Annotated in this window: 25 protein-coding genes; 16 read left to right on the forward strand and 9 right to left on the reverse strand. The window is 45.4% G+C overall.

The window, feature by feature from the left end; translation table 11 throughout:
- Nucleotides 1-10 precede the first annotated feature (10 nt).
- From BM095_RS06480 to BM095_RS06490, 3 genes are all read right to left on the reverse strand, one after another.
- Entirely contained in the window at nucleotides 11-427 is a 417-nt protein-coding gene (locus tag BM095_RS06480; protein ID WP_143083190.1) for a DUF4870 domain-containing protein, read from the reverse strand.
- Nucleotides 428-1294: 867 nt separating this feature from the next.
- Nucleotides 1295-4105, reverse strand: coding sequence for an S-layer homology domain-containing protein (locus BM095_RS06485; RefSeq protein ID WP_177194725.1), 2811 nt, complete (start codon nucleotides 4103-4105; stop codon nucleotides 1295-1297).
- A 350-nt stretch (nucleotides 4106-4455) separates the two neighbouring features.
- Nucleotides 4456-5298 carry an aldo/keto reductase gene (locus BM095_RS06490; RefSeq protein ID WP_091659130.1) on the reverse strand — a complete coding sequence of 281 codons (843 nt, stop codon included), beginning with the start codon at nucleotides 5296-5298 and terminating at the stop codon, nucleotides 4456-4458.
- Between the two features lie 722 nt (nucleotides 5299-6020).
- Here BM095_RS06490 and BM095_RS06495 point away from each other — a divergent pair.
- The 11 genes from BM095_RS06495 to BM095_RS06550 all read left to right on the forward strand — a co-directional run bounded on the left by BM095_RS06495 (nucleotide 6021) and on the right by BM095_RS06550 (nucleotide 12152).
- A complete protein-coding gene (locus BM095_RS06495; RefSeq protein ID WP_091659829.1) occupies nucleotides 6021-6977 on the forward strand; it encodes a DnaD domain protein in 957 nt (318 codons plus the stop codon).
- Entirely contained in the window at nucleotides 6919-7761 is an 843-nt protein-coding gene (locus tag BM095_RS06500; protein WP_177194726.1) for an ATP-binding protein, read from the forward strand. Before BM095_RS06495 ends, BM095_RS06500 begins: the two co-directional genes overlap by 59 nt.
- Nucleotides 7758-8426: an N-acetylmuramoyl-L-alanine amidase family protein gene (locus tag BM095_RS06505; RefSeq protein WP_091659136.1), complete on the forward strand. Its 669-nt coding sequence runs from the start codon at nucleotides 7758-7760 to the stop codon at nucleotides 8424-8426. The genes BM095_RS06500 and BM095_RS06505 overlap by 4 nt, the downstream gene beginning before the upstream one ends.
- Nucleotides 8427-8455: 29 nt before the next feature.
- Nucleotides 8456-8788 carry a hypothetical protein gene (locus BM095_RS06510; RefSeq protein WP_091659140.1) on the forward strand — a complete coding sequence of 111 codons (333 nt, stop codon included), beginning with the start codon at nucleotides 8456-8458 and terminating at the stop codon, nucleotides 8786-8788.
- Nucleotides 8789-8833: 45 nt separating this feature from the next.
- Complete coding sequence (locus BM095_RS06515; protein WP_143083192.1) at nucleotides 8834-9184, forward strand: DUF1659 domain-containing protein; 351 nt, start codon at nucleotides 8834-8836, stop codon at nucleotides 9182-9184.
- Between the two features lie 37 nt (nucleotides 9185-9221).
- A complete protein-coding gene (locus BM095_RS06520) occupies nucleotides 9222-9443 on the forward strand; it encodes a DUF2922 domain-containing protein (protein ID WP_091659145.1) in 222 nt (73 codons plus the stop codon).
- 108 nt (nucleotides 9444-9551) lie between these two features.
- The gene (locus BM095_RS06525) at nucleotides 9552-9752 is read left to right on the forward strand and encodes a YvrJ family protein (RefSeq protein ID WP_091659148.1); all 201 of its coding nucleotides are present in this window, start codon (nucleotides 9552-9554) and stop codon (nucleotides 9750-9752) included.
- A gap of 15 nt (nucleotides 9753-9767) precedes the next feature.
- Nucleotides 9768-10187 carry a helix-turn-helix transcriptional regulator gene (locus tag BM095_RS06530; protein WP_177194727.1) on the forward strand — a complete coding sequence of 140 codons (420 nt, stop codon included), beginning with the start codon at nucleotides 9768-9770 and terminating at the stop codon, nucleotides 10185-10187.
- A 378-nt stretch (nucleotides 10188-10565) separates the two neighbouring features.
- The gene (locus BM095_RS16355) at nucleotides 10566-11237 is read left to right on the forward strand and encodes a YkuS family protein (protein ID WP_143083193.1); all 672 of its coding nucleotides are present in this window, start codon (nucleotides 10566-10568) and stop codon (nucleotides 11235-11237) included.
- 464 nt (nucleotides 11238-11701) lie between these two features.
- Complete coding sequence (locus tag BM095_RS16530) at nucleotides 11702-11848, forward strand: hypothetical protein (RefSeq protein WP_177194728.1); 147 nt, start codon at nucleotides 11702-11704, stop codon at nucleotides 11846-11848.
- Nucleotides 11849-11936: 88 nt separating this feature from the next.
- Nucleotides 11937-12152, forward strand: coding sequence for a hypothetical protein (locus BM095_RS06550; RefSeq protein WP_091659158.1), 216 nt, complete (start codon nucleotides 11937-11939; stop codon nucleotides 12150-12152).
- 95 nt (nucleotides 12153-12247) lie between these two features.
- On the opposite strand, the gene BM095_RS06555 is transcribed toward BM095_RS06550, so the two are convergent.
- From BM095_RS06555 to BM095_RS06570, 4 genes are all read right to left on the reverse strand, one after another.
- Complete coding sequence (locus BM095_RS06555; RefSeq protein WP_143083194.1) at nucleotides 12248-12649, reverse strand: DUF4870 domain-containing protein; 402 nt, start codon at nucleotides 12647-12649, stop codon at nucleotides 12248-12250.
- Between the two features lie 139 nt (nucleotides 12650-12788).
- Nucleotides 12789-14540 (reverse strand): YusW family protein, encoded by a 1752-nt coding sequence (locus BM095_RS16535; RefSeq protein ID WP_177194729.1) that lies wholly within the window; start codon nucleotides 14538-14540, stop codon nucleotides 12789-12791.
- 766 nt (nucleotides 14541-15306) lie between these two features.
- Complete coding sequence (locus tag BM095_RS06565) at nucleotides 15307-17664, reverse strand: S-layer homology domain-containing protein (RefSeq protein ID WP_091659161.1); 2358 nt, start codon at nucleotides 17662-17664, stop codon at nucleotides 15307-15309.
- 318 nt (nucleotides 17665-17982) lie between these two features.
- Complete coding sequence (locus BM095_RS06570) at nucleotides 17983-18987, reverse strand: DUF3231 family protein (RefSeq protein WP_091659163.1); 1005 nt, start codon at nucleotides 18985-18987, stop codon at nucleotides 17983-17985.
- Nucleotides 18988-19183: 196 nt separating this feature from the next.
- Between BM095_RS06570 and BM095_RS06575 the strand changes: the two genes are divergently transcribed.
- The 5 genes from BM095_RS06575 to BM095_RS06595 all read left to right on the forward strand — a co-directional run bounded on the left by BM095_RS06575 (nucleotide 19184) and on the right by BM095_RS06595 (nucleotide 24587).
- Nucleotides 19184-19975 (forward strand): CPBP family intramembrane glutamic endopeptidase, encoded by a 792-nt coding sequence (locus tag BM095_RS06575; RefSeq protein ID WP_177194730.1) that lies wholly within the window; start codon nucleotides 19184-19186, stop codon nucleotides 19973-19975.
- Between the two features lie 1086 nt (nucleotides 19976-21061).
- On the forward strand, nucleotides 21062-22501 hold the full coding sequence (locus BM095_RS06580) for an S-layer homology domain-containing protein (protein ID WP_091659169.1): 1440 nt from the start codon (nucleotides 21062-21064) through the stop codon (nucleotides 22499-22501).
- A 166-nt stretch (nucleotides 22502-22667) separates the two neighbouring features.
- Nucleotides 22668-23147, forward strand: coding sequence for a helix-turn-helix domain-containing protein (locus BM095_RS06585; protein ID WP_177194731.1), 480 nt, complete (start codon nucleotides 22668-22670; stop codon nucleotides 23145-23147).
- Between the two features lies 1 nt (nucleotide 23148).
- The gene (locus BM095_RS06590) at nucleotides 23149-23361 is read left to right on the forward strand and encodes a PIN domain-containing protein (protein WP_091659174.1); all 213 of its coding nucleotides are present in this window, start codon (nucleotides 23149-23151) and stop codon (nucleotides 23359-23361) included.
- Between the two features lie 662 nt (nucleotides 23362-24023).
- Entirely contained in the window at nucleotides 24024-24587 is a 564-nt protein-coding gene (locus BM095_RS06595) for a DUF4256 domain-containing protein (protein ID WP_091659176.1), read from the forward strand.
- A gap of 49 nt (nucleotides 24588-24636) precedes the next feature.
- Here BM095_RS06595 and BM095_RS06600 read toward each other — a convergent pair whose 3' ends face one another.
- Together BM095_RS06600 and BM095_RS06605 are read right to left on the reverse strand one after the other, a co-directional pair.
- Complete coding sequence (locus BM095_RS06600) at nucleotides 24637-24849, reverse strand: DUF5652 family protein (protein ID WP_091659179.1); 213 nt, start codon at nucleotides 24847-24849, stop codon at nucleotides 24637-24639.
- A 65-nt stretch (nucleotides 24850-24914) separates the two neighbouring features.
- Nucleotides 24915-25949, reverse strand: a complete 1035-nt coding sequence (locus BM095_RS06605; RefSeq protein ID WP_091659182.1) for an AbrB family transcriptional regulator — start codon at nucleotides 25947-25949, stop codon at nucleotides 24915-24917.
- Nucleotides 25950-26098: the final 149 nt, after the last annotated feature.

Below are 26098 nucleotides of genomic sequence, written 5' to 3' on the forward strand. Positions count from 1 at the left end.
CCAGACAGATTCATGTACTCATTTTATCCAGTTGTTTGTCCGCCATATCACCGACGACCGGAAGCTTCCACTGTCTGCCTTGGTAGGCTTTGATCATAAGAACGATCCAGACAATGACAGAAAGCGGAGCGAGAATCAGACCAATCATCCATCCGATCACAGGCAGAGCCGTCAGCACGATATACACGACAAACAAAATGCCAAAGGTAAAAATAGACTGCAAGGCATGAAAGCGAACAAACCGATTTTCTTTTTCGATAAGAATGAAAATGATACCTGTCATGACACCACCCAAATAACATAACAAGCCTGCCACATTCTCATCCAAGCCACTGGAGGCAGCCGTTTCACGTGTCTCTGTCGGTTTGGCATCCCCCGCTTGGTCTGTTGCAACCGGAGGCTTCTCCTCGTTGTGTTTCTCGTCCATTGCACCCCTCCTTTATTGCGGAAAAGGGAGGCACCCCACTCCCCATTCCCTTTGTAAACATATGTAGCGACAAGAGGGAATATGAAACGTTGCATAAAAAAGTACCTGCTTTATATTGATTCGAACAGGGACCGACAAGGCAATGAACTGGGATCCCAAGCATGGTTCATGACATAGAAAACGAACAACATCCACTGCGATTACTAACCTTACCTTGCTTTTTCCTTGAGCTTAGGGCACTCACCCTGCTTCCCCGCTTCGTTTGTTGACCTTCGCTTTGCATTTTTCACTTCCAACGTCACTATTGATCTCCCTTAATGACCTTAAACTTATCCATTCCACTTTCAAGGGCAGCATTCAATGCGATTACTAACCTTGTCTTGCTTTCTCTTTGTGCTTAGGGCACTAACTCTGCTTCTCCGCTTCGTATGTTGACCTTCGCTTTGAATTTTCACTTTCAACGTCACTCTTGATCCCCCTTAATGACCTTAAACTTATCCATTCCACTTTCAAGGGCAGCATTCAATGCGCTTACTAACCTTGTCTTGCTTTCTCTTTGTGCTTAGGGCACTAACTCTGCTTCTCCGCTTCGTATGTTGACCTTCGCTTTGCATTTTTCAATTTCAACGTCACTATTGATCACTCTTAATGACCTTAAATGATTACATTCCATTGTCAACGTAACTAAGTGAGGCAAAAGGGAAATTCCAACGATCATGAAACAATTTTTTAATAGATCCTTCGATTTCTTCTCTCCTGCCGTCCCCATGGAGGAAAAAATATTATTTCGCTCAAAATTGGTCTCACGATCCCTTCACCATGAAAAAGAACCTGCCGTTTAGACAGGTTCTTTCGCTACATGATTGATTATTCCTCGTTTACAACTGCATCCACCTCGAAAGATTGGCCGCCGTAAACATCAGTTACTCGGATAAGGGCTTTCTCATCATTTTCGGAGTAGATAACTTCTTCAATCATATTACTTTCTAATTCAACATCATCTGAGACAAGATCACTTAAGCTTTCAATATTCCAGCGTTTATTTCCGTTAGCATCTTCGTATGCAGACAGTTCTAATGAGTCGACGTCATCTGCTAACGTAATATCGTTAATCTCCGGAATCGTGCTTTCTACTTCTACCTCTACTTGCGCAAGCGTTGTAACAAAGTCACCTTCGACTTCTTCCAAGTAGAGCGTAGCAGTACCTTCTGATCTTCCGTAAGCTTCAAGACCATCCAATACTTCTGAAACCTCTAGTTCTGTAGCGACGTCTTGCTCTTCATCTTCTGCTAAACTAGCTACAGACTCATCACTAGTACGGAGCTGAAGATCACCGTCTATGCTATTGAGCGCTTCCTCCAAGTCTGTTTGATTGAGAGTGGCGCCCTCATATTCACCTCCGGCTGTAATAGAGAATTCAAGGTCATCATGGGTGTAAACAATCTCACCGTCTGACAAAGCATCAGCTAAATCAACAGTTTCTGGAGTGGAAGAGAGAGTAAACTCATCTACTTCATCAGCGTTCAACTCTAAAAACTCGAGAGTTACAGAGCCTAACTCATTATCCCCTTGAGAAAACTCGAGGGTATATTCACCAGGCTCCACTTCAGATGGAAAACTAACCTCTACTTTTCCTTCTGAATTAATCTCTGCTGTATTATCATCCGGAGTTACATCCTCCCCGTTCTCATTGGTGAGCGTGTAAGAGATTTCCTCTCCTTCGCCATATGGCTCCCCATACTGGTCGATTACAGTAAATGTATCCGTTACAGCGTTTGTCGTATAATTTCGAGTGGTATCTGCTTCAGCAATTGCATCAATTTCTTGATCTTCTACTACTTCCACTTCAAATTCTACTGGTTCTTCTACACCGTCAAACGTGACAGTAAAGGTGGTAGTGCCTTCACCGACTACTTGAAGTCCATCCTCTGTATCATAATAAGCGACAGACAGATCGCTCGAAGTGACAGACTCTACCGTTAATCCATTCAACGTGTCTTCATCTAGATCTTCACCAAATGCGTTGGTTCCCGCGACAGCTTGAATCTTCGCTCCTTCATTCGCATTTGTTACATAGTCATTTTCCCATTGGTCGTCCCCAGTGAAAAATGCTACATCTGTAACTTCTGCAGCTTCTGTTTCGCCATGAACGTTGACCGTCTGCTCGTCAGAAGTGACTTCATTGCCGTCTTCATCTGTAATTTGTACCGCATAACGGAATTCTTCGATTACTGAATCCTCATCGTCTTCGTCTCTAAGAAGATTGCTTGCATCAATAACTCCTGTGTCTTTCGCGTCATCAAAGACTCCACCAGATTCGTTAAACAAGAATTCTACGTCATACCCGGCTTCTTCTAATGCTTCGACTGATACGTTACGGAAGCCGTTCACAGTAAATCCGAGTTCTTGATCTTCGGCCTGGCGGATTGTTTCTGTCGTAGCTTCTACAGATTCAACTTCAATAGTTTCATAATCGAATTCGTATTCATAGCCGTTCACATCAAGGATGCCGGACGTGCCTTCGAGATCGTTATCGGCGTGTTCTACCGTGATCGTGTCTCTGTCCTCGTTAATAGTGATATCCGTAGCATCGATGTCTGTTTCGTCGTCATCGGAGCGGAGCGTGATGTCGAGAAGTTCTGCAACATCTTCTTCATCGAGGTCGTCCGCTAATTCTTCTTCCAATTCGATGTCAAAGCTTGTTGTGTTCACTGGGTCGATGCCAGCTACGGTGAATGCAGATTCTGGTGCTGTCACTTCTACCGATTCGTCGCCGTACGTTAGTTGATACGTTTCATCTGCATCTTGCTCTTCTGTCGTTAAACGTACAACTGTACCTTCCGCGTTTTGGTTCGCGCTGGAATCTTCCGGTGCGATGATTTCTGCGTCCTCGACGTCGAGCTCAGGATCGAATGTGAAGTGTTCTGCGTTTACTTCATCAATGGCTCGGCTGAATGCTACTTCCACGGTTGTGTTATCTACTGCTGTAGCGGTTTGAAGATTCGCAGTTTGATCATCCTCTTCTTCTTTCAGCTCCATAGCACGGTCAAGGAATACAGCAAATTGAGCACGAGTTACGGTTTCACTTGGACGGAACTGGCCATCCGCTGTGTTCGTAATGTTGTGCTGTGCGAGAATTTTAATGTTCTCCCGGTGACTCTCATGTGCTTCATCCAAGTCGGTGACGTCCGCCTCCGCCCCTTCAATCGGCTCTAGGTCAAACGCACGCACGAGGATGGTTGCCATTTGCTGACGAGGCAAGTCCATGCCTGCTGCGAAAATAGTGTTGTCTTCACGGCCGCGAATGAGACCTGCTTCTTTCACAGCTGCCGCATAAGGAGTGAAATAACTTTCTGGATTGAGATCCTCAAATGGGGGTTCCGCATTGTCATCGGTAGGAAGGTCAAACGCTGCAACTAACATGGCAGCTACTTGTCCACGTACAATCGTGTTACTTGGACGGTATGTACCGTCGGAGTACCCATGAATGATTCCTTCATCCGCTAAACGTTGAATCGATCCAGACGCCCAGTATTCATCAGGCACATCCGAGAATGATTCCGCAGCCTCTGTTGTCTGCGTATTGACGGGAGCAACAGCACCAAACGTTGTTGCCACCATGGCAGCAGAAACGGATCCTGCTAAAAATTTACGATATGATTTTGGTTGATAAGCCAATAGTAGTTCCTCCTTCATTTTTGCTTGTTTCGTTTTCTCTTTTTTGATGTGGTGTGGGGAAATCAACGACGTATTTCTGCATTACCTGCTCTGATTTTGTGATAAACATATTTTGCTAGATTTAAGACTATTTTCATGGGATTCCCTCTTAAATATTCTAGCATTCCAGTAACAGAGAAAAAGGTATTTTAATGGAAATGAAATTATTACTTCAATTTGCCGTAATCTTCCTGTAGGAAACGTAATAGACGCGGCTCGTACTTTATGAAAAACGATTGGAGTGATTGCATCTGTGAAAAGAAAGGCAGCCAAAACTACTACACGTCCTGGTCACGCCCTTGTCTATTCGATTAAAATTCCTCATAGACAGCTGGGTCCTGATCGTTATTTCTGCCATCCGGTCGATGCAAAGCGCTGATGATGTCCATTTCTTCGTCACTGAGGGAAAAATCGAAAATGGAAAGATTCTCTAGTTGTCGTTGCGGGGAGGCGGACCGTGGAATCGGAATACTTCCCAACTGATAATGCCAGCGTAAGATCACTTGTGAGGCTGTTTTGTGATGCTCGCTCGCGACCGCTTGTATCGATTGTTGTTCGAATACGTCTCCTGCGCGTACGAGCGGACTCCAAGATTCCGTTTGAATGTCATTGGCTTCGTGCCACTTTCTCTGTTCTTCTTGATTGAAATAAGGGTGCAATTCAATTTGGTTGATGCTCGGCGTTACACCCGTTTCTTTTTTCAAGAGTTCGATATGATCAGGAAGAAAATTCGACACACCGATCGAGCGAATCAACCCCCATTTTTGCGCATCAATGAGCGCTTGCCACGCTTCGACATACTGATCCTGCTTCGGATTCGGCCAATGAATCAAATAAAGGTCGAAATAGTCTAAATTCGCGCGGTACAATGATTCTTGAATCGCTACAACCGCTTGGTCATAGGAATGATAACGGCCCGGAAGCTTTGATGTGATGCGCAGTTCCTCCCGCGGAATCGATGTGCGCCGCACTGCTTTTCCTACAGCCCCTTCATTTTCATAATTGTACGCGGTATCGATCAGCCGATATCCCATGTGTATCGCATTTTCAATCGCCACCGCTCCTGCATTGCCATTCAAGCTGTAGGTGCCTAGTCCGATAACGGGTACGGTTACACCATCGTTTAGTCTCACCTTAGGAATGGAATCCGTCATGAGCAACCCCCTCCTTGGATGTGTCTCTCCTCAGTGTAGCATGATTTTCCAGCAGAAGAGAATGAAAAGCCCATGGGGTAAAATCATAGCAGTCATACGTTATTCCCCGCTCGTTCCGTGACCTTGCCTGTGCTGGACTCTTCTCGGAGGGCAACTTCTTCCCTTTTGCGTTCCCTCCCTACGAGTCTTCCAGCTTTTTAGGAACAATTCGATTCTTTCCGTCACCTCGCCTGTGCTCGCCCCTTCTCCGAGGGCAGCTTTCCGCTGGATCCGTGACCCCCATCGGTTTCTGAACCCTTGTCCGGGCAGGCTAACTCACGATGCATGACCTTAACCACTTCACCACTCATCGTATGGGAACCTTTCGGATGCTTCCCTGACCTCCCGGGTGAACTCTACATCCAGAAGGGCAACTTTTATCTCCTTCCCAAGCGCCTGCCAACGAATTGAATATTACCAATTAATTTCAAAAAACACCCCACTCTCCTTCCTAATTTTCCCAAATTATTACTGATAGTTATAATATCCCATTCCCCTCTTGTGCGGCGGCCCGGTTCCATGTATGCTAGTTTTTAATTTGATTGAACATTCAGTGAACGAGAAAGGAGTGAAAACGTAACAGAGAAATTTTTCCCCGAATCACCCCATGTCCCCCGCCCCTCTTTTTCACATCTGTTTTATTTCCAACATCATTCAAACATGAAAACAGGAGGCTGTTTGTTATGCTGAGTCGTCAAGAAATATATGCCTTTTATGATTTTCAGGAAAGAAATCCGTTGACTAGTTCTGCCACTTCTCTATGGTTCACGCTCGCGTACACCCACGATAAAGCCGGATGTCCAGATTCGTTTGAGACATTTGTGGCGATTGCTTGTGGGCGCGCTGGCTTTAGTGAGCGCACTTTTTTTACAGCCAGAAAAGAGTTGATCAACCGAGGGCTGCTTGAGTATGATCATGAGTTGGCCACCTACCGCTTGGTTCCACTCTCGAAAGCCAACACCGATCACGGCGCGTCTGTTATTCCTGCCGAGATCGCTTCCACCGCTGCTTCAGATACTACTTCAGTCGGTACTTCAGCTCCTGCTTCAGTCGGTACTACAGCCCCTGCTTCAGTCACTGCTTCAGCCGGTACTTCAGTCAACACGTCTGCCGCTATTACTCATACTAGTAATCACTTAAGACCTAAAAGCAATAAGAGCTCTAAAAGCACGAAAGGCAATAAGAGCTCTAAAATCGCTAACATCACGAAAAGCCCTAAGAGCACTAAAAGCCCTACAAGCACAAAACGCACGAAAAGCTCGAAACGCGCAAAAAGTACAACGCTTGCTGTCAAACCCTTTGCCATAAAAACAACCCCCACTCCGCTGGACCTTTACGAGGAGCTTGGGTTTGGCAAGGTGTCGTCATATGTCGCAAAAGAAATCGAGCTTTGGCAACATCACGACGGGTTCTCCGATCCTCAGGCGATGTTGGCTCATGCGATGGATATTGCCATCCAACGAGGCCGAAAACATTGGCGTTACGTCACCACGATTTTAGAAAACTGGCGAAAAAATGGGTATCGAACGGTACTCGAAGCCAAAGCCGGAGATCGTAAACGAATACAAGGAGGGATCAACCATGATCAACGTCAAAACACTATTAGCAGACGACTTGCAGGAGATTTTTTCGCAGAATAACTTACTGCGTCGTTTCACATGTAACGGATGCGGTGAAAACGTAGCGGAACATAGCGTCACGCTGCCTTTTGGCCCGAACAAAGGCCAAGTGAGAAACATGATTACAGGCTGCCGTTGTGAGGATATCGAGCTGGGCAGGCAAGCCGTGCGCCATGAGGCAGAAGGCAAAAAGAGAAAAACTCTTCACTTGTTTGACCAAAACAGTTTAATCAACCGTGACTTGCGGTCCTGTTCGTATGATTCCTTCGAGCCTGTGGATGCGTCTCAGAACGAAATCAAACAACAGTCCATTCAGTTTGCCGAGACCTTTTCTTTAGAGGCCCCTGGCAATTTGTTGTACTACGGTCAGCCCGGTGTCGGCAAATCACACCTCGCCACTTCCACGCTAAAAGCCATTATGGAGAAAGGGTATACCGGTCTCTTTATCTCGGTTCCGATGTTGTTGACGAAATTAAAATCCACTTTTCACAAAAAAAGTGAACATACCGAGGCGGATATTTTATCGATGATTGAGCGTGTGGACTGCCTCGTTCTCGATGACATTGGTGCTGAGTTTGGCACCGATCAGCGCGGAAGCTGGGCCATTCAAAAAATTTTTGAAGTCGTGGACAGCCGGCTTGGCAAACATACGATTTTCACGACGAATCTAAAAGGCGTCACTCTCAAAGCGAAAGTGGGGGAGCGGAGTTTTTCGCGTATCATGTATCGCACCCAAACGTTAAGTATACGAGGCGGCGACTACCGCGCGCGACCAATAAAAACAAAAAAGGAGATGACCTTATGAAAGTGATGATTGATCCAGGGCATGGGGGAAAAGATCCAGGTGCCGTATCCGCCGGCCTTCAAGAAAAAGATGTCACGCTTCGTATCGCTCACCTGATTCGTGAACGTCTGGCACGAGAAAAAGGAATTCGTATTCGTTTGACACGAGAGACAGATACGTTCGTTTCCCTCCACAAGCGCGCTCAACTGGCCAATGAATGGCACGCTGATTATTTTTTATCGATTCACATCAATGCTGGCGGAGGAAGCGGCTTTGAATCATTCATACACCCCTCTTCTCCGAAACCTACGCGGAGTTACCAAGATACACTTCATGCCCACGTTGTATCCCAACTGGGGAGAAACGATCGCGGGAAAAAACGAGCAAACTTTGCGGTGCTTCGCGAGACAACCATGCCGGCATTACTAACCGAAAATTTGTTTATCGATCACACCGGTGACAGAGATCAACTGAGAAAGGAGAGCGTTCTAGAAGCGATGGCCACGGGACATGCGGACGGGTTGAAGCATCTGTATGACAAAGCATCCCCTTCCACAAACCAAAAAACCTATCGTGTCATCGTGAACGGAGTGCAAACCGGTGCTTACAGAGAAACAGCCAATATTTTACACCAAGTCGAACGTCATCTCGGTTCTGCTACAAGTATTCACATTACAGAACGATAACTTTTTGAAACAAGGAAAGGATGAGACACATGGGAGAATCGATGTTTCAAGCAAGCATTAAAAAAATTGAAATCGTCAATAAAACAGTGAAAAAAGAATGGCACCAATCGGTTCGCGTCATTCTCGAAGACATTGAACTTAACAACGATAATTTCCTTGCGCTGCGGAAATTTCGTCCCGATGAGGTCGTACAAGTCACCATGGACGCATTCAAACGCAAACCTTCTCCAGCGAATGTGGCAGCAGAAATAATGGGTGAGGAGTTACCAGGAGTGGAAGAAGAAAGAGAGCTGGACGAAACAGACATCATCGAGCGTGAATTCAAGCTTTCGTCCTCTCGTGATGATCGAACCAGAAAATAAATATTACCAATAGTTATAAAATACTAAATATTATTGATTATTTGGTTGAATAGTCCTATTATAAAATTAGCCGGTAAAGAAGTTACTCGAACGTTTGCTTCTGGACCACTCACCGGCCCAGGTGGTCTCGGAGAAAACGCGACAGAACTTCACAAACTAAAAAACAGAAAGGAAGAAACGGTCATGGCAGAGAAACAACTCATTCGCTCTCGGTTAAGTCTCGTCTACAATATTGGAGAAGATGAAGACGGCAGAACCATCACTCAACGCAGCGGCTATGAAACAAAGACAGACGCCAATGCCGATGCTCTCCATGCAGTCGGCGTGGCACTAGCATCCCTTAGTGAATTTCCCGTCATCGAATTATCACTCGCTGAGACAAGCTTCATCGCCTAACGTACAAATCTAGAAATATGAGAAAGGAGCACAAAAGATGTCTACACGAAATTTAGAAATGCGTTTCCAAAATGATGAAAACCGCACCGTCACCGTTCGGGTGCCCAACCCGCGCGAAGACGTGACAGCTGAGGAAATATCGACGGTAATGGATGACATTCTCACCCACAACGTCTTGTCAGGCACGGCTCACACGATTCACACCAAAGTCGGAGCCCGTATCGTTTCCCGCGACATCGAAGACATTGCGATACCTTAAAGGAGCTAACGACAGCCAGGACCCCCTGGCTGTCTGGTTCCTCTAAAAACTAAAAATAGAACCCTGCGTGTGCTAGCGGGACAACAGGAAAAGAGGAGGGAATGTTCCATGGAGGAGTGGATGGCGCTTATTTCAAATGTTGGCTTTCCGATCGTCGTAGCGTCCTACCTGTTAATCCGATTAGAACCTATTATAAAAGGACTGCAGGAATCGATAGCCAGCCTCGCCTTAGCCATCGCCGCCCAAGACGATGCCCATATCACCAAACTCATAGAAACCATGCAAACCAAAGAAAAAAACTTCTATTGAATGAAGCTCCCTGTTTTGCATAGGGAGCTTTCCCCTGGTACCTGCCATCCAGACACCCATACAGAATATCCCGAAGTAAAAGATAACGTCCTGCACGGAAAAAGAACGGGACAAGGAAAAGCGGACACCATTGAAACAAGAGCTGCCATCGAACAAGTAGCAACAGATCACGGATTTGTTAAAAAAACATTGGTAGAGGAGAAAGCAATGAAGAAACCAAATATTCGTTTAATCGGATTGCGCGACGACCACGATCTTACGCAAGCAGAACTGGCCCGTATCATTGGAGTTAGCCAAAGCATGATTGCTCAAGTCGAAGCAGGAAAAAAAGATTTTACTCCAAAAAGACAACGAATGATTGCAAAAACATTTGACGTCACGGTGGATTGGCTCTTTTTTGATGACCCGTTTGATCGTCTCTCGCCGCCTTCCTAGCTTTTTCCTCTGCAGTCCCGTTCACCTTGATTTTCACTTGTACCCAGTGGGAGGGAATCCGAAGTGCTCCCTCCTGCTCCGAAAAAAACTGCCAACCCTATGGCTGCTGATAACGTATCTTCCAGTTTGAGACTCTGTGAAAATCTTCCCTGTCCCAACCCTTCAAAGGTATGATCGGAATCATCCCCACTCTCTTCTACCAATCTAAAGTTTTCCATGTATATAGGACACGAAGCCATCACTTCCACTCCAAATTTCTACGCCTGCCTCCCCCGCGCGCGTACGGTTCTTTACAACATATTCCATCATTTTCAACCGATGTGCATGTTTAGCTCCAACATCGAGCGGGGATGAGTATTGTAAAACAGGAGGGATAGTATGGCACGAATTGCGATTGAACAACCGTTTACGGATGTACGAGATGAACTGAGCCGCATAGGATTTGAAGCGGAAATGCTTCTTAATAAAACCGATGCACCTGATTATGATTGTGTCGTTGTGAGAGGGATAGAGGACTTAACTGACATGCGCATGAACACTCCTCTCGTCGAAGCAAAAGGACGGACCGTTCATGACATTATCGAGGAAGTAAAAGACAAGTTAGAACGCACAGGAGAAATTAGAGAAGCTCCGCCTTCCGGTAAAGTGAGCAAGATCGCAAAATTTGCCTCATCCGGAAGCTCTAAGACAGGAGAGTCATCAGGAAAATCGATGGTGAGCGGCATGCTCGTAGGAACAGCCCTTGGCGTAGTAACTGGTTTCTTACTCGCACCGAAAAGCGGAAAAGAACTGCGTCAGCAAATGAATGAAAAAGCAGGCCAGACGAAAGAACAAGCGACGGTCATGACCAACAAAGTGAGAGAACGTTCTGCCGCTACCACATCGAACGTCATGAACATGACAAACAAAGCAAAAGAAACCGTGAAAAACAGACCATCTCTCACAGGGCGTACGAGAGGGGTTCAGGAAGAGCCTTCAGTCATTAAAGAGCCCAATGAGCGGTCCAACCCGAAACCCACAGAAGAACAAGAAGAAGAAGTGAACCAATGAAGAAAAGCGTAAGTGCCCTGGTCAGCCACGACAGGTTCTGGAGGGACAGCAAGGAAAGGTGCCTTCCCTTTCATTGTCTGAACCGAGTTGGAAGATCGGCTAAAACCGTCTCGTCCTGAGACAACGCCGACCTGACCCACATCGTGTGGGCCCCCGAGTGGCTGGGCGCTGAAGCTGGACAGTTCTCCATGAATCTAATGATAATAACAGCATCCGCCTCTTTGGGAGCGGGTGCTGTTTTTCATTCGGAAACTCCTGCTTATCTTTCTTTTCGAGCGAGACGCGACCCCGGATACTCACCAGCATGTGCCTGTCCTCTCCTTCCCGACAACATAGGAAAAGCGTCCTAGTAAATCATTCGCTTAAATGGAAAAAGTTCGCTAAAATATAGGATTGAAAATGAGAACATAGGGTAAAGTCCTATAGAAAAAAATTTTCATAGAGAGGGACGAAAGGAACGAGCCATGAAAGACGAAACAAATTTTATCAAAGACTTAACACAAAAAGAACTACAATTGTTTGAGGACATGTTAGAAGCGAAGTATCAAGAAGGATATGAAGACGGCTATCAAGCTGCTTCCTATGAGATAAAGGAAAGAAAAGCGGAGTGACTGCATGTAGTCTTCCGGGTGGAAACGATCGTCTCTAACGTGGTACAGTGAGAGGAACGATCCTTTTTAGGAGAAAGGAGGAGACCCTGTGAAAATAAAAAATGCGGGGATCCTAGGGAAAGAATTTTTTCTTTCTTATTTCAACCTAATCCAAGCTTCCCGACAAACCGATATCGACGAAGCGAAAGAGCTATTGTTTGATAAATTTTTTCGAAATGACAAGGAATTGAGAGACACCGAAAGCTATCAAAACTTCTTGACAGCGTACGAGGAATTAAAAGAGAAACAAACCAACGATAAATAGAAACAGTACCTCTCCCCCATTTCCTAACATAAGGAAAGGGGTTTTTTTCTTTCTATCACTGAAAAAAAGAACCTGCCACCAGACAGGAAATGACGTTATTTGTTTAATTGTTTTTCGGCCATGTCTCCAACGACAGGCAATTTAAACCATCTGCCTTGGTACGCTTTTACCATCAGAATGACCCATACAATGACAGATAAAGGCGCGAGTAGGATACTAAGCAGCCAACCGATGATTGGCACTGCCGTCAGCACCGTACTTGCAACAAACAAGATTCCGAATGTAAAAATGGACTGCAAGGCATGAAAGCGAACAAATCGATTCTCTTTTTCTATTAAAATAAATATGATGCCCGTGATAAAACCGACTAGATAACATAGAAGCCCCGCCACATTTTCATCCAAGCCGCCTGCCGTAGAAGTTCGCGAAGATTCGGTTGAGGTCGCCGCCGATATTTCTTCTTTCGATTGATGTGTCTTCTCCTCTTCGTGATCCATCGTCTCTCTCCTTTCCTCATCGTTGCCTTGATTATACTACAAACATGTCATAAATTGTATAATAATTATAAATATTTTAATTATTAATGTCGTAGAAAAGACCTGCGGGTGATCTCCACAGGCCTTTCTTCTCTATGAATTAATCGTCGTCATCTTCGTCGTCTTCGTCATCATCATCGTCATCGTCGTCATCATCATCGTCGTCATCGTCGTCATCGTCGTCATCGTCGTCATCATCGTCATCATATCTGCCATCGTCTCTGTCATCATCTTCGTCTCTATGATAAGGAGTACCGGACCATTCCCATTCTTTTTCGATGCCATTTTGGAAGGTCACTTCAATTTTTAAAGCAGCTAGATCATCTTCATTCCAGCCCTCACCAGCAAGGACTTGTTCTTTGATTTCTTCAGCGCTTTGGTCAGAGGATAATTGCAGTTCTTGAAGTCGTTCTTCGATGAATGCAACAGCTCGCTCATCTTCCCATTCCGTTTCTTCGCCGTTTCTTTCTCTTTCCACTTCTGCTTCGATGTCGCCGTCGTCAGTTTCATATTCCCATTTTTCTTCATTTCCGTTCAGCCATTTCGCTTCTAATTCGAAGTCTTCTACCGCTGTCGTTGGTTCTCTCTCGTTTTCTTCATCCGAAAATTCTTCTTCATGTGCCACTTTCACGCCATTAGAAAACTGAACTTTCACTTCGATTTCTTCCATGCCGTCTTGGCGGTCGAGAGAGCGGATCACTGCCTCCACGACTTCTTGCGTACTCATGGAAGAATCAAGCTGCCAGCTGTCGAGGTAGGCTTGTACTTCTTCTGCTGCTTCGCTTCTTGTTACTTCACGTTCACCGCGGTCTGTTTCTTCTTCAATTTTTGCCTCAATTTTTCCTTTTTTCATGCTGAATTTCAGTTCGAACTCTTCATCGTCGTCATATTCAACTTCTACTTTTGCGGCATGTACATTGGACGCTACCGCTGCCGCTTCGTCAGTCAAAAGAGCAGCATCGACAATCGTTCCGTTCAACAGCTGTACCGTCAAACGATCCCCGTCCTCAAGCTCAGATGGCTCGATGTACGCATTTTCATAGAATACGAATAAGTCGTTATCATACGTATAGGTTTCTTGCGTTCCTTCCGTCTCAATCGTCATCGTATGTGCATTCTCATCGTGGCTCACAAGCGTTCCTTGGAAAGCTGTTCCTCCTTGCTCGTCCAACACATCATCGTAAGAACGGTCAAGAACGGTTGCCATTTGAGCCCGCGTGATCGACTCGTTTGGCTGAAACTCATTCTCTTTTGTTCCCGTGATGATATCATACTCGTCTGCCACGTTCGCATACCCAATCGCTCCCGCTGGAATCTCTTCTCGATCTGTGAAATCAGGAGTCTCGGTCATGGCGTCCAATGCCTCATCCTCCAGGCCAAGCGCACGAACGAGAGTGCTTGCTACCCAGATACGTTTCGCCGGGTCGTTCGGATCGAGCGTCTCTTCATTGGTATCAAACAACCCTTGTTCCAAGGCTACTGCCACATACCCTTTCGCCCATTCGTTCCGTTCCTTCCCGAAATATTCATCAGCATCCCTGAAAGGAATGTGCCCATTCGCATCCATCGATTGCGCCTCGTCTTCTAAGCCAAGTAAGCGCACAGCCGTGACAATCGTCTGCATCCGAGTTACATTGTTACTCGGGCGGAACGTGCCATCATCATAGCCGTTAAAAATCTCTTTCACGCGCATCCGCTCAATCGATTCACTCGCCCAATAATCATTTCCCGTATCGTCAAATTCCACATTGACGGTCTTTCTGTCAAGAGAATCCCCCGGCGCCGCAAGACCTGCAGTCGGCACACTCCAGACGAAAGCCGCAGCTAACAATCCAACACCAAACTTTTTCATCGATCGTCCTCCCATATTTCAGTCAAAACCTCCCTTTAAGTATAAAATGTTCCATGACAAATAAGTAGCTACGAAGTACCTATACCCCGGGGCAGTACTTAAATAACAAGAAATGTGAAAAAAAGAAAAATTTTCTATTTTTGTGTTCGACGGACATAAGTAACCCCAATACTAGACGTCTGTGGTTAGTGACATGGAACGAAGTATTTCCCGTTTCAATGGCGTCAAAGCGCTGCGTTATTGACCTGCCTCTTCGATTTTTCTCGCCCTGGGGCATCATTCGCATGTATCTTCCTTGATTGTTTACCTTCGCTCTCATTTTCTTCATTTCAAAGTCACTATCCCACCTTCTTATTGACCTTGAACCGATCTTTTTTCATCTCAACGGCAGCTAACCACAGCATTATTGACCTGCCTCTTCGATTTTTCTCCTCCTAGGGCATCATTCGCATGTATCTTCCTTGATTGTTTACCTTCGCTTTCATATTCCTCATTTCAACGTCACTATCCCCTTCTCATAACGACCTTGAAACGATCAGTTCCTGTTTCAGCGTCAGCATAGCACGGCGTTATTGACCTTCCTCTTCGTTTTTTCTCCTCCTAGGGCACTATTCGCTTCTATTTCTCTTGGTTGTTTACCTTCGCTCTCATATTCCTCATTTCAACGTCACTATCCCACCTTCTTATTGACCTTGAACCGATCTTTTTCCATTTCAACGGCAGCTAACCACGGCGTTATGAACCTTCCTCTTCGTTTTTTCTCGTCCTAGGGCATAAATTCGTATGGAAATAGCATAATGTATTCAGTTGCGTCTAAAGTGGAATCATCACTAGCATCATGCAAGTGGAGCTCAGCTGTGGCGTCATATCCTTCAATCGAAATAACAAACTGGTCTCCTACTACGGAACCTGTAATCACAGGCTTGTCCGGTGATTCTATTGGATCGGGCTCCTTTTCCGCCACCACGATGTTCGAGGCTATACTTTCTTCGCCATCCACCGTCTGCGTGACGTAATAACTGGTACCATCGGCCTTCACCTTATAGGCTTGTCCATCAAAATCGGCTACTAATTCGGCCTCCGCCTTCGCATCATATATTTTCAACTCAGCTCCATCTTCCATTCTCTCTACAGTAATGTAGAAGTAATCCCCATCTGCACTCCCTGATATGATAGGGGCCTCAGGTGGCTTTACTTCCTTTTCGGCCACCACGATATTCGAGGATTCACTTTCTGTCCCGTCCACCGTCTGAGTCACATAATAGCTCTTTTTATCAATAGGGATGATAAAGCGGTTCCCTTCTAAAACTGCGTTTTCTATTTTCGAATCATCACTGGCATCATAAAGAGTCAGTACAGCTTCGGACACCATCCCTTCCACTTGAATATAGAAGTGATTTCCATCCGTGCTGCCTGTAATATGTGGAGACTCCGGGGGTTCAGGGTCGGGATCACTTCCTCCCGAACTTCCCCCTCCTCCGCTAGATCCGCCACCGCTGCCTCTGCTGCCGCCTGGCCGATTAGGTTTTCTTTCACTAGCGTCTGGAATGTCCGGAATCCTATCGACGGCTGCATCTATATCTTCCTCTTCAATGCCATCTCTCTTCGCTTGTTCGATCATCTCTTCTTTTCGTTTATTTAGCTCCTCCCGTGACTGGCGAGCTTTCCTTTCCATTTCTTGAATGAGTTCATAACGTCTCTCTTTCAGCAAATCATCTAATTCTCGTTCTCGGTTTTTCTCGCGGTTCTTGGCGACAACGTTTTGCTGTATTTGATGGAGGGCATCGGACCGTTCTGTTTGCACGAGCGCATCGAGAAGATCACCTCTGTTTCGATCTTGTTGATAGCGGTTTTGTTGTTCCTCGGCGCGTCGCCGGTCCTCTTCTGCCGCTTGCTGGACATCTCTTATGGCTTCAGCAAGAATGTCTGAATGTGTGTCATTGATGAATTGTTCCGGGTCAAATGGCTCCCTCTCCCATGGCTCTTCTCCTCTTAGTCTTTCATTCATGCCGATAAGACGTTCTTCATTGCTCTCGTCCTCTCTGTCTCCCCGATTATCTCTCGCAGAAACTATCCCATCTAAGACGGTCAATGTCGTCCTACCGGTGACTGGATCGGCCGCGACTAAGAAAAGCGTACCTTTTGCCTCCATTGTGGAGGAGGGTGTGTCGATAACATAGGAACCTTCTGTTTCCACTGTGTCTACACTGTTCCATAGTTGTCCTTCGACAAGGTCCACTTGTATGTTATTTTCTTCTCCCTTTATGGTAGAAAGAAGAGCTTCGGTGTCATGTCCAAGGGTCAACTTCGAGCCATTACCAAATAGCACATTCGCCGAACTTTCGTTTTCCGTGCGAATGCGGTCACCTGGAAAAATGACCATCCCTTCTTCGGCTGGAAAGGCTCGTTCTCCTTTTTCTACCCATACGTCTCCCTTCACGAAGCGGACTGCTGCTTCCATCACATCTTTTTCTTCCGCAATTCCTTCTTCCCTCTCTACTTCAGTCACACCCATCGTTCGGGAAACAAAACTCGCAAACTGTCCGTTCGTCACCTCTTTCTCAGGCAGAAACGAACCTTTATGTCCCGTCGTTACCCCATTGCTGTATAAAATGCTGACATAGTCGAAGGCCCAATGATCGTCTTTCACGTCTGGAAACGGATGATCGTCCTCCCCGCTCAAGTCAAACGTCTGAACTAAAATTTTCGCCAGTTGAGCTCGTTTTAAATGATTGTTCCCATTGAAATTTCCGTCATTCCCATCAATGATGCCTACCTCATAGGCCCAAACCGTAGAATAATAGTGAGGGTCCGCCGGGGAAACATCCGCCAACGTTTCCGTTTTATACACCCGTTTCTTTTCCAAACTATTTCCATACAAGGCATGTAATATGTTCACTACTTCGCTTCGAGTGATCGCATGATTGGGTGCAAACGTGTTTCCTGATTTATGTTCATAGACTCCCAACTCATTCAAATATTGAACACTTTCGTAATGTGCATTGCCAGGCGTGACATCCGTGTACTGTTGCTGTGCCGCAACACTTCTCTCATCACTAGTTATCGAGATCATGAAGCAGAAGGCAAAGAGAAGCATTCCTATTAGTGGAATACTATTTTTCATGTCCCCTTTTCCAGCCCTTTCCTTAAATTGGTTTCTCCCGCTTTAAGAATTACCTCCTCTCCCTCTAATTGTTAAATTATTCAGAAAACAGAAGATGTGCTGGATGTCTGATATGCCGGTTGTCTGTCATGATAAGTATAATACAAACGCAAGACATTTGGACGGAAATTAAATAAAATAATTTTGTTTTTCCTGACGATTTTTCATCATAGGGGAAAAACCCGCCTATCCACACGTCAACCGGCGCCGATAGGCAAGGGAAAACACGTTTGATCCGATGATAAACATGAACATGGAAAAGAAGAACCAAGCGAATAATTATTTGTCTTTGGCCATTTTTTTCCGGTCAGGCGCAAGAGGCGGTTGCTCGAGCCACTTGTATTTGGTCATGAGATCGAACCAATCTTTGGTTAATGTTAAATTTTTTAATATGATTTTCTCGTACGTCAAAACAAGGTCGGTTCTCATGGCGACACCAAGGCCTGAGCCGTGATAAGCCTGAGACGTTTGTAACAAAAAACCGATATGATAAAGCATAAGCTTGTCTGAAAAAGGTGCCTCTTGAGACGTGGTGACCTCCGTCTCCCAAGACATGGGCACCGGTAAATTGTCTTGGTGGAGAATGTTACCTAGTGTTTTAATTTGGTCGTCTGACACCTTTTGAGATGTTTGTAAAAACTTCCTTACTTCCTTGGAGGTTGTCACTTGACTAAAGGCGAGAGTGAGCGTTTTTTCCATCACTTTTTTCTTAATATTAAAGGAAAGAGAGACGATTTCCGTTGCAGCGAGTGGTCGTTGATCCCCAAAAAAACCATCTAAAAATTTCTGTCCGGACACAAATTCAGGAGTCGCTTCGGGATAAAAATAGGGATCTCGTTGGAAGTGTCCTTTTTCTAATAATAATTCAATGGTTTGGTGATACATCCATTTCCCATCGTTATCGCATGTATCAAAAAATTCACGGAGATCCTTTCTTACGGAAGCACTCAGCGACGCCGTGTGCCCCAAGAGACCGTGTAATGTCATTATGTGTAAATAATGCAAACAAAATATGTCCGAAAACAATCGGTTCGTCCCTGGACGAAGGTCTTGTTCAGAGAAACCGATAGGGACCGGGAATCCCTCATTCTCGATAAAGGCAGCGATTTGATTTTTTTGTCTGTTGAAAATCTGTAACGCCTCTTCGAAAAGGGCTTTTATTTTTTCATCTTCAATGATCGACACCATATACTTATTTACGGTATCCGTTGCCGTTCCGTTGATATACTGTGCCCACAAAGTTCCGATCTCCGCAGATGTTAGTTTTAAATTCTGCTTATCCATTCAAACCACCTCTCCCTACAGGCTTCCCAGAATACCCCTATTCTATAGATGAAATATGATATTATTTCCCACCTTTTTAAACCAAATGTTACTGACAACGGAAAGAAGAAAGACTGACCTTCATTTAGTATCCTCATCCTGGTATAGTGTGAATATAATATATAAGAATTCATAATAAGAGTAGGATCGGATGATCATGATGAAAAAGATATGGGGAAAAATAATAGTTGTCCTTCTGGCAGGGGCCCTCATTTGGAAACTCATACCCTACTTTAGTAATTTAGGGGCGGAGTATAGTCGTACCACCCATTTCTTCGCTGGCCTTATTACTACGGTTCTAACGCTTGCTCTTATAGAGGCCGTCCGAAGAATGGATCATTTATCATGGAAACAATTGGGGCAAAGATCACTACGCACCAATTTCTTTTCCTTTCTTCTGGGCTTTTTGCTGTGGACGATCCCAGCATCTATCGGTTTAGTGATATGTCTCACACTCGGATGGGTAGACATCACACGACATTCGGACTGGAATGTTTTACTGATGAGTGTGTTGGTTTTATGTGTGACTGTGTTTTTGATAGAAGCGTTACCCGAAGAATTGATTTTCAGAGGATATATCTATCGCTCGTTGCTTAGTGTGTTTCCCCATTGGATTACGGTTCTCCTACAAATGCTTTTATTTTCATTGTTTGCCTACTTGATCGGGGCGATGTATTCCGTCGAGCAAATCCAATTCCTTCCCGGCTTTGCGTTTATTTTAGGGTATGTAAGGGCAGTGTCCGGAAATGTGTGGACACCGATTGGTTTCCACCTTGCGATCATGACCGCCACTCAAATGTTCAGTCCTCTACACGGTCATTTTGAAGTAGATGGATTGTTTACGCTTCGATTTTTTGCTTTTATTCTGCTCCCAAGTGCCATTGGTGCCATCGCCTTATCGTTCATGTACCCCCATCACAAGTGGACGGATAAAGAGATGAATGAATAGAACACACGGCGTGCTGCTGAAGCTTGTCCCTTGGTTCTTGACCTTCCCTCTCTTTTTCTCTGTTTCCACGTCATTATCCTTGCTCCTTAGTGACGTTGAACCGAGCTTTTTTCGTTTGTAAGGCATGTATGAGCTGCGTTATGGACCTACCTCTTCGATTTTTCTCGTCCTAGGGCAGCATTCGCATGTTTTTCTCTTGGTTGTTTACCTTCGCTTTCATTTTCCTCATTTCAACGTCACTATCCCACCTTCTTATTGACCTTGAACCGAGTTTTTTTCGTTTCAACGGCAGCTAACCACGGCGTTATGAACCTTCCTCTTCATTCCTCCTCACCCTAGGGCAGCATTCGCTTCTATTTCCTTTGGTTGTTTACCTTCGCTTTCTTTTTCTCCATTTCAACGTCACTATCCCACCTTCTTATTGACCTTGAACCGAGCTTTTTCCCTTTCAACGGCAGCTAACCACGGCGTTATTGACCTGCCTCTTCGATTTTTCTCTTCCTAGGGTAGCATTCGCATGTATTTCCCTTGGTTGATTACCTTCGCTTTCATTTTCCTCATTTCAACGTCACTAACCCACCTTCTTATTGACCTTGAACCGAGCTTTTTCCCTTTCAACGGCAGCTAACCACGGCGTTATGAACCTTCCTCTTCATTCCTCCTCACCCTAGGGCATCACTCGTATGTATTTCCTTTGGTTGTTTACCTTCGCTTTCTTTTTCCTCATTTCAACGTCACTATCCCACCTTCTTATTGACCTTGAACCGAGCTTTTTCCCTTTCAACGTTAGCTAACCACGGCGTTATGAACTTTCCTCTTCATATTTTCTCGTCCTAGGGCACCATTCGCATGTTTTTCCCTTGGTTGTTACCCTTCGCTTTCATTTTCTTCATTTCAACGTCACTATCCCACCTTCTTATTGACCTTGAACCGAGCTTTTCCTGTTCCAACGGCATGAAAGACTAAACATGAATAACATTTCAAGCGGTTGGCATCTTTTTCCATCTTGGAAGAACTGGAAAACTTCTTTATACTGAACATAGAATCATAGAATAGGAGATTTAAAATAGAAAGGAGCGTTATCGAATGAAAAAATGGCTGGTGACCACTGGTTTCCTGCTTGGAATGATTGTAGGAAATGGTCAAGCATTCGCAGCGGATGACGACACAGGAACACCCGATGCGGAGGAACTGAGCTATAAAGAAAAGAAAGATCTTCTCACCGAAACCGCTTTAGAGTACGACATCCCACCGGAAATTTTAAAAGCGATTGCTTATGAGGAAGCTCAAATGAGGCAGTTCACAGAAGACGGAGAGCCGGTGATGAATGAAAACGAAGATGGTGGCATCGGCATCATGCAAGTGACATTGAACGAAGATGACTTCGAGAACAGAGAAGTGGATCGGGAACGACTGAAAAATGACACCGCGTATAACATCCAAATAGGCGCGGAGCTGTTAAATGAGAAATGGGAATGGACCGAAAACTTAATTCCTCAAGTCAATAATGGTGACCGTCATATTTTGGAAAATTGGTATTTTGCTGTTCTCGCGTACAATGGACTCGACCGCAGAAACGATCCGAATGTGAGTGACGATACATACCAAGAGGACTTGTACGGCACGATGACGTCACGCAACTTACTGCCATCTGTGGACCTTCCCGAGTTTGACGCGGAATACCGAGAAGGAGAAAATCGAATGAGATTTTCCGAAGACGACTTACACGTGACAACAGAAACCAAAACTCCTTCGACGCAAATGTTTGAAACAGGCACAAAGGTATACAGTTACGCCGAAGAACCAGGTTCTACCATTAATTTCAGACTCGAACCGTCGCTCTCCTCCCGACAAGTCGGGGACGTGCCTTTATATATGCCGCTGACGGTGGAAGGCGAACTAGAACATGATAACAGCCGCGACAACCATTTCGGATTCTATCCGTTTCACTATGCGGACATTCACGGCTACATGGCCAGTTCGTATGTGAGAGAAGGGGAAGTCACTCCGTTTTATGACGTCCGAAAACAAGAAGTCACTGAAGCAGTCGGCTTTTTGGAAGTCCGCGGCATCATCAGTGGGTATCCGGATGGAACGTTTCGACCGTACGAACCGATCTTAAGACGACATGCAGCAGCCATGCTGGCGGATGCGCTTCAACTATCCACTCCTGATGAGTACACAATGAAAGCAACAGACATGGAAAGCGATGATCTCGGCTACAACTCCATGAAAGCGATGGAATATCATGGTCTCATGACCGGAAGCAACGGCAATATTCGTCCGAATGAATACATGACGAGAGCACAAATGGCTTCCGTTCTCACTGCCGCTTTTGAAGAAACACTTCCTGCACCTTCCGGAAATCATAACTTTGACGATGTTCCAGCCGACTTCTGGAACTACGACGCTATTAACCAGATTTACCAGAGCGGCCTGTCGAACCAGGATCCGTTCCGCCCTGGAGAAGACGTCACGCGTTCACAGTTTGCACTGTTCTTGAAACGTGCAATGACGTTAGAATAATACGGACAAGAGAGCAGAAACCAATCAAGGTTGGTCACCTGCTCTCTTTTTTATTGTTCGTATTCGTACGAAAGTATTTTTCGGCCCTTTGGTGTATATAATGATACAAAAATGGTTTCGTTTCTTTCGTTTATTTCGCTTTTTCATAATAGGAGGGGAAAGGAGAGTGAATAAAAAAATGGCAACGGACATTAACAATCTCCTTGAAAATATAGATAGAAATTCACCTCATACTTCTAGTGAGAAGGTGAAAGAGTACATGACATTGACGTACCTGGCTGAAGAAATCAATAAACGCAAAGTAAAAGCGTATAAGGAACTCAACGAATCAGAGAGAGTAGAGCTCATTCATGCCCTTTACGAAAGTGAAAAGATCGATGTCCCCGAGTTTCTTCCAGTTTCAGATGTTGCAGAATTTTTAGGTGTATCCCCACAAATGGTGCGAAGATATTGCCAAGAAGAGAAAATCATAGCTCATCAACCAGTCACTGGCGCTGGTCATTGGAAAATACCGACACACCAGTTTGAGACAGACCCCCGTTGGTATGATTTTATAAGAGAAAAAATGGCAGCACGTAACAATGACGTCCAAACAGCTGAAATGATGCTCGACATTTTAAATGAGGATGATGAAGAGGGTAAATGAGATGAAACTGTTCCAAGATAAAACAAAATATGTACTAGATACTAATGTTTTCAGATACAAGACAGCAACAAGTACCCAAGAATCAGTCGATAAAAGGAAGATGTCTGCTATTCGCTTTTGGAAAATGGTTTTAAATGAGGCCCTTGCTGGACAAACAAGTCTCTACGTTCCAGCTGAAGTTAAGAGAGAGCTGGAAGTCCAGTCTTTCACTTAAAAACTATTTACTTCAGCGAACCTTTTCGCTCTTTGCATGACCGTAACCCTTGGCGTGCCTACGTTTAGGGCACTATTCCAGCTCTTGCATGACCGTATTTTTGACCTTTCATTTTTCCAGTCACCTTTCCGCCTCTTGCGTAACCAATGCACCTGCTCGGTCTCCCGTTTGGGAAGGCTGCAACTCTTATCTTGACCTCTCCCATCTTCCCAACTTGGTTTTGGGCACCTTTCCTCACGAATCGTGACCTCCTGAACGACGCCGCTCTCTTTTGGGCATCTTTCCGCTCTTTGCATGACCGTAAACCTTGGCGTGCCTACGTTTAGGGCACTATTCCAGCTCTTGCATGACCGTATTTTTGACCTTTCATTTGTCTGGGCACCTTTCTGATCCCTGCGTAACCAATGCACCTGCTCGGGCTGGCGCCTGGGAAGGCTGCAACTCTTACCTTGACCCCCTCCATCCTCCCAACTTGGTTTTGGGCACCTTTCCTCACGAATCGTGACCTCCTGAACGACGCCGCTCTCTTTTGGGCATCTTTCCGCTCTTTACACCTGACCGTATCTCTCCATTCTTTACCAAAAATAGAAGGATATCTCTTAAACGATACGGAAACATTGAAAGAAGGCCGACACTTGTAAAACAAGAAGGAGGAGACGGACATGACAGAGAATCAGACGTTGTCTACAGAAGAGAATGAAGAATTACTGACCGTGCTGAAGGAGCGTTTTGAGAAACATATGCGCCGCCATGAAGGACTGGAATGGGCGAACGTTCAAGCAAAGTTAGAAGCAAATCCAGAAAAACTATGGTCCCTCCGTGAGATGGAAAGAACAGAAGGCGAACCGGATGTGGTGGCTTATGAGGAGGAGACCGATGCATTTGTCTTTTGTGATTGTTCCGCGGAAAGCCCTAAAGGTCGTCGAAAAGTGTGCTATGACCGCGACGCCTTAGAAGCACGGAAAAAAAATAAACCAGAAACGAGTGCCGTAGATATGGCGACTGAAATGGGGATTGAGCTCTTAACCGAGGAAACCTATCGCGAGTTGCAGTCGTTGGGACCCTTCGATAAGAAAACATCCAGTTGGATACAGACGCCTGCCGACATTAGAGAACGCGGCGGTTCCCTTTTTTGTGATTATCGCTACGGCCACGTTTTCGTTTATCATAATGGAGCGGATTCGTACTATAGTGCGAGAGGGTTCCGTGGTTTACTGCGAGTCTAACAGTTGATAGGAAGACCACCTCCTTCTCACCAATCGGGGCACCCTGATATCAGCGGGCGCCCTTCGTTTTTGGTTTCATAAAAAGAAGATAGATGATTTCTAGAATGCTTACTGTATTCACGATAAAAAGAACAATAAACCAGATGAGCTGCTGATGTCGAGCGGCGTGCCATAGAGCAATCCCTTTCCAAATCAAAGACCACGCAATGATCACATAAAAGAAAGGATGGCTTGGATGGAACAGTTGTATGATTGTATCCACTTGCTCCCTCCTTTCTGGTATTCGATATTTGCGTTTGTCCCCGGTCTTTTCTGTCCGATTCTTTGTTATACCATCCCGAGTTTCTCGCTCAGTTTGATCAAGACAGGCAGGGATAAAAAGAGAACGACCACGCGAACAATCTGCAGGCTGGCCACCACCGAAGGGTTCAAGTTCAAGGCGAAAGAAGTGACTGCCATTTCGGAAGCTCCTGCCGGTACTACACTCAGAAGACTGACCGCGTAAGAAAGCCCCGTGAGCATGTGAAAAAAGAGCGCAAGCCCAACACTGAAAAAGAAATACAGAAGCATGATGCCTACACTGATCAGGCCGAGCCGTTTGAGCTTATAAAACGTATCACGGTTAAATTTCACACCAACCATGACACCAATTAATGCTTGACCGATCCCGCCGACAAACCCCGGAATATCGGAGAGATGCAACACATATTCACTTCCAATAAAACCCAATATAATAGCATACAACAGAGTGCCTGCAGGAATTTTCACGAGAGCATTCAAGAAAATCGCCACAGAAATCGAGACAAGCAGGAGAAAAAATAACTCCATCGTAAACGAGGTGCTCGTCTCTATGTCTTGCGGTGCCGAAGCGGAGGAAGAAGAACCGAGCCCAGCGAGAATTGGAATAAGAAGAACGAAAAAAGTAATCCGAAACGAATGGAAGGCTCCGACAATTTGCTGATTCGCTCCGTAGTCCCCGCTTACCGCAATCACTTCCGACGCTCCCCCGGGAATACAGCAGAAAAATGCCGTGCGTTTATCTATCACCCCGGCCCCTCCACGATAAAATAGCCAAGCTAACAGAAAGCTAAACGCAAAAGTTAGCAAGATCGAGAACGCGAGCGGCACCATATATGTTTTCATCTCTATGAAATTTTGAGCCGTCATTAATATGCCAATGTTGGTTCCGACCAACGCCAAGGCCAAGGTGAACGGCTTCCCCTCAAATCCAAGTCCTGGACGAACCAAACTGGAAACGATTCCAAAAATCAATGCCCCCAACAACCACCCTGCCGGAACTTGAAGACTGTCTAACAAAAAACCTGCGGTGATCCCGAGGCAGGCCACAAGTAGCTTGCTCATTTCCTTCTCCCTCCCCTCTAGCGAGTTCCTTTAAAATACTATTACTTTCATTATAGGAGTACACACGTATTAGAACCAGTCTCCTAAGAACTTCTCTCTCACGGAACAGAGTTTGCTCACTCAAAGCAGGCTCAGTACTCACAATTCAG

The organism is Alteribacillus iranensis (assembly GCF_900113025.1).
Lineage (GTDB): Bacteria > Bacillota > Bacilli > Bacillales > Marinococcaceae > Alteribacillus_A > Alteribacillus_A iranensis.

Bases quoted from the DNA above. Each gene is read 5' to 3' on its own strand.
- BM095_RS16355 (WP_143083193.1), top strand. From the start codon at position 10,566: ATGGCACGAATTGCGATTGAACAACCGTTTACGGATGTACGAGATGAA.
- BM095_RS06555 (WP_143083194.1), bottom strand. From the start codon at position 12,649: ATGGATCACGAAGAGGAGAAGACACATCAATCGAAAGAAGAAATATCG.
- BM095_RS06605 (WP_091659182.1), bottom strand. From the start codon at position 25,949: ATGAGCAAGCTACTTGTGGCCTGCCTCGGGATCACCGCAGGTTTTTTG.
- BM095_RS06595 (WP_091659176.1), top strand. From the start codon at position 24,024: ATGACAGAGAATCAGACGTTGTCTACAGAAGAGAATGAAGAATTACTG.
- BM095_RS16530 (WP_177194728.1), top strand. From the start codon at position 11,702: ATGAAAGACGAAACAAATTTTATCAAAGACTTAACACAAAAAGAACTA.
- BM095_RS16535 (WP_177194729.1), bottom strand. From the start codon at position 14,540: ATGAAAAAGTTTGGTGTTGGATTGTTAGCTGCGGCTTTCGTCTGGAGT.
- BM095_RS06490 (WP_091659130.1), bottom strand. From the start codon at position 5,298: ATGACGGATTCCATTCCTAAGGTGAGACTAAACGATGGTGTAACCGTA.
- BM095_RS06520 (WP_091659145.1), top strand. From the start codon at position 9,222: ATGTCTACACGAAATTTAGAAATGCGTTTCCAAAATGATGAAAACCGC.
- BM095_RS06480 (WP_143083190.1), bottom strand. From the start codon at position 427: ATGGACGAGAAACACAACGAGGAGAAGCCTCCGGTTGCAACAGACCAA.
- BM095_RS06505 (WP_091659136.1), top strand. From the start codon at position 7,758: ATGAAAGTGATGATTGATCCAGGGCATGGGGGAAAAGATCCAGGTGCC.
- BM095_RS06525 (WP_091659148.1), top strand. From the start codon at position 9,552: ATGGAGGAGTGGATGGCGCTTATTTCAAATGTTGGCTTTCCGATCGTC.
- BM095_RS06570 (WP_091659163.1), bottom strand. From the start codon at position 18,987: ATGGATAAGCAGAATTTAAAACTAACATCTGCGGAGATCGGAACTTTG.
- BM095_RS06500 (WP_177194726.1), top strand. From the start codon at position 6,919: ATGATCAACGTCAAAACACTATTAGCAGACGACTTGCAGGAGATTTTT.
- BM095_RS06580 (WP_091659169.1), top strand. From the start codon at position 21,062: ATGAAAAAATGGCTGGTGACCACTGGTTTCCTGCTTGGAATGATTGTA.
- BM095_RS06565 (WP_091659161.1), bottom strand. From the start codon at position 17,664: ATGAAAAATAGTATTCCACTAATAGGAATGCTTCTCTTTGCCTTCTGC.
- BM095_RS06510 (WP_091659140.1), top strand. From the start codon at position 8,456: ATGGGAGAATCGATGTTTCAAGCAAGCATTAAAAAAATTGAAATCGTC.
- BM095_RS06575 (WP_177194730.1), top strand. From the start codon at position 19,184: ATGATGAAAAAGATATGGGGAAAAATAATAGTTGTCCTTCTGGCAGGG.
- BM095_RS06590 (WP_091659174.1), top strand. From the start codon at position 23,149: ATGAAACTGTTCCAAGATAAAACAAAATATGTACTAGATACTAATGTT.
- BM095_RS06495 (WP_091659829.1), top strand. From the start codon at position 6,021: ATGCTGAGTCGTCAAGAAATATATGCCTTTTATGATTTTCAGGAAAGA.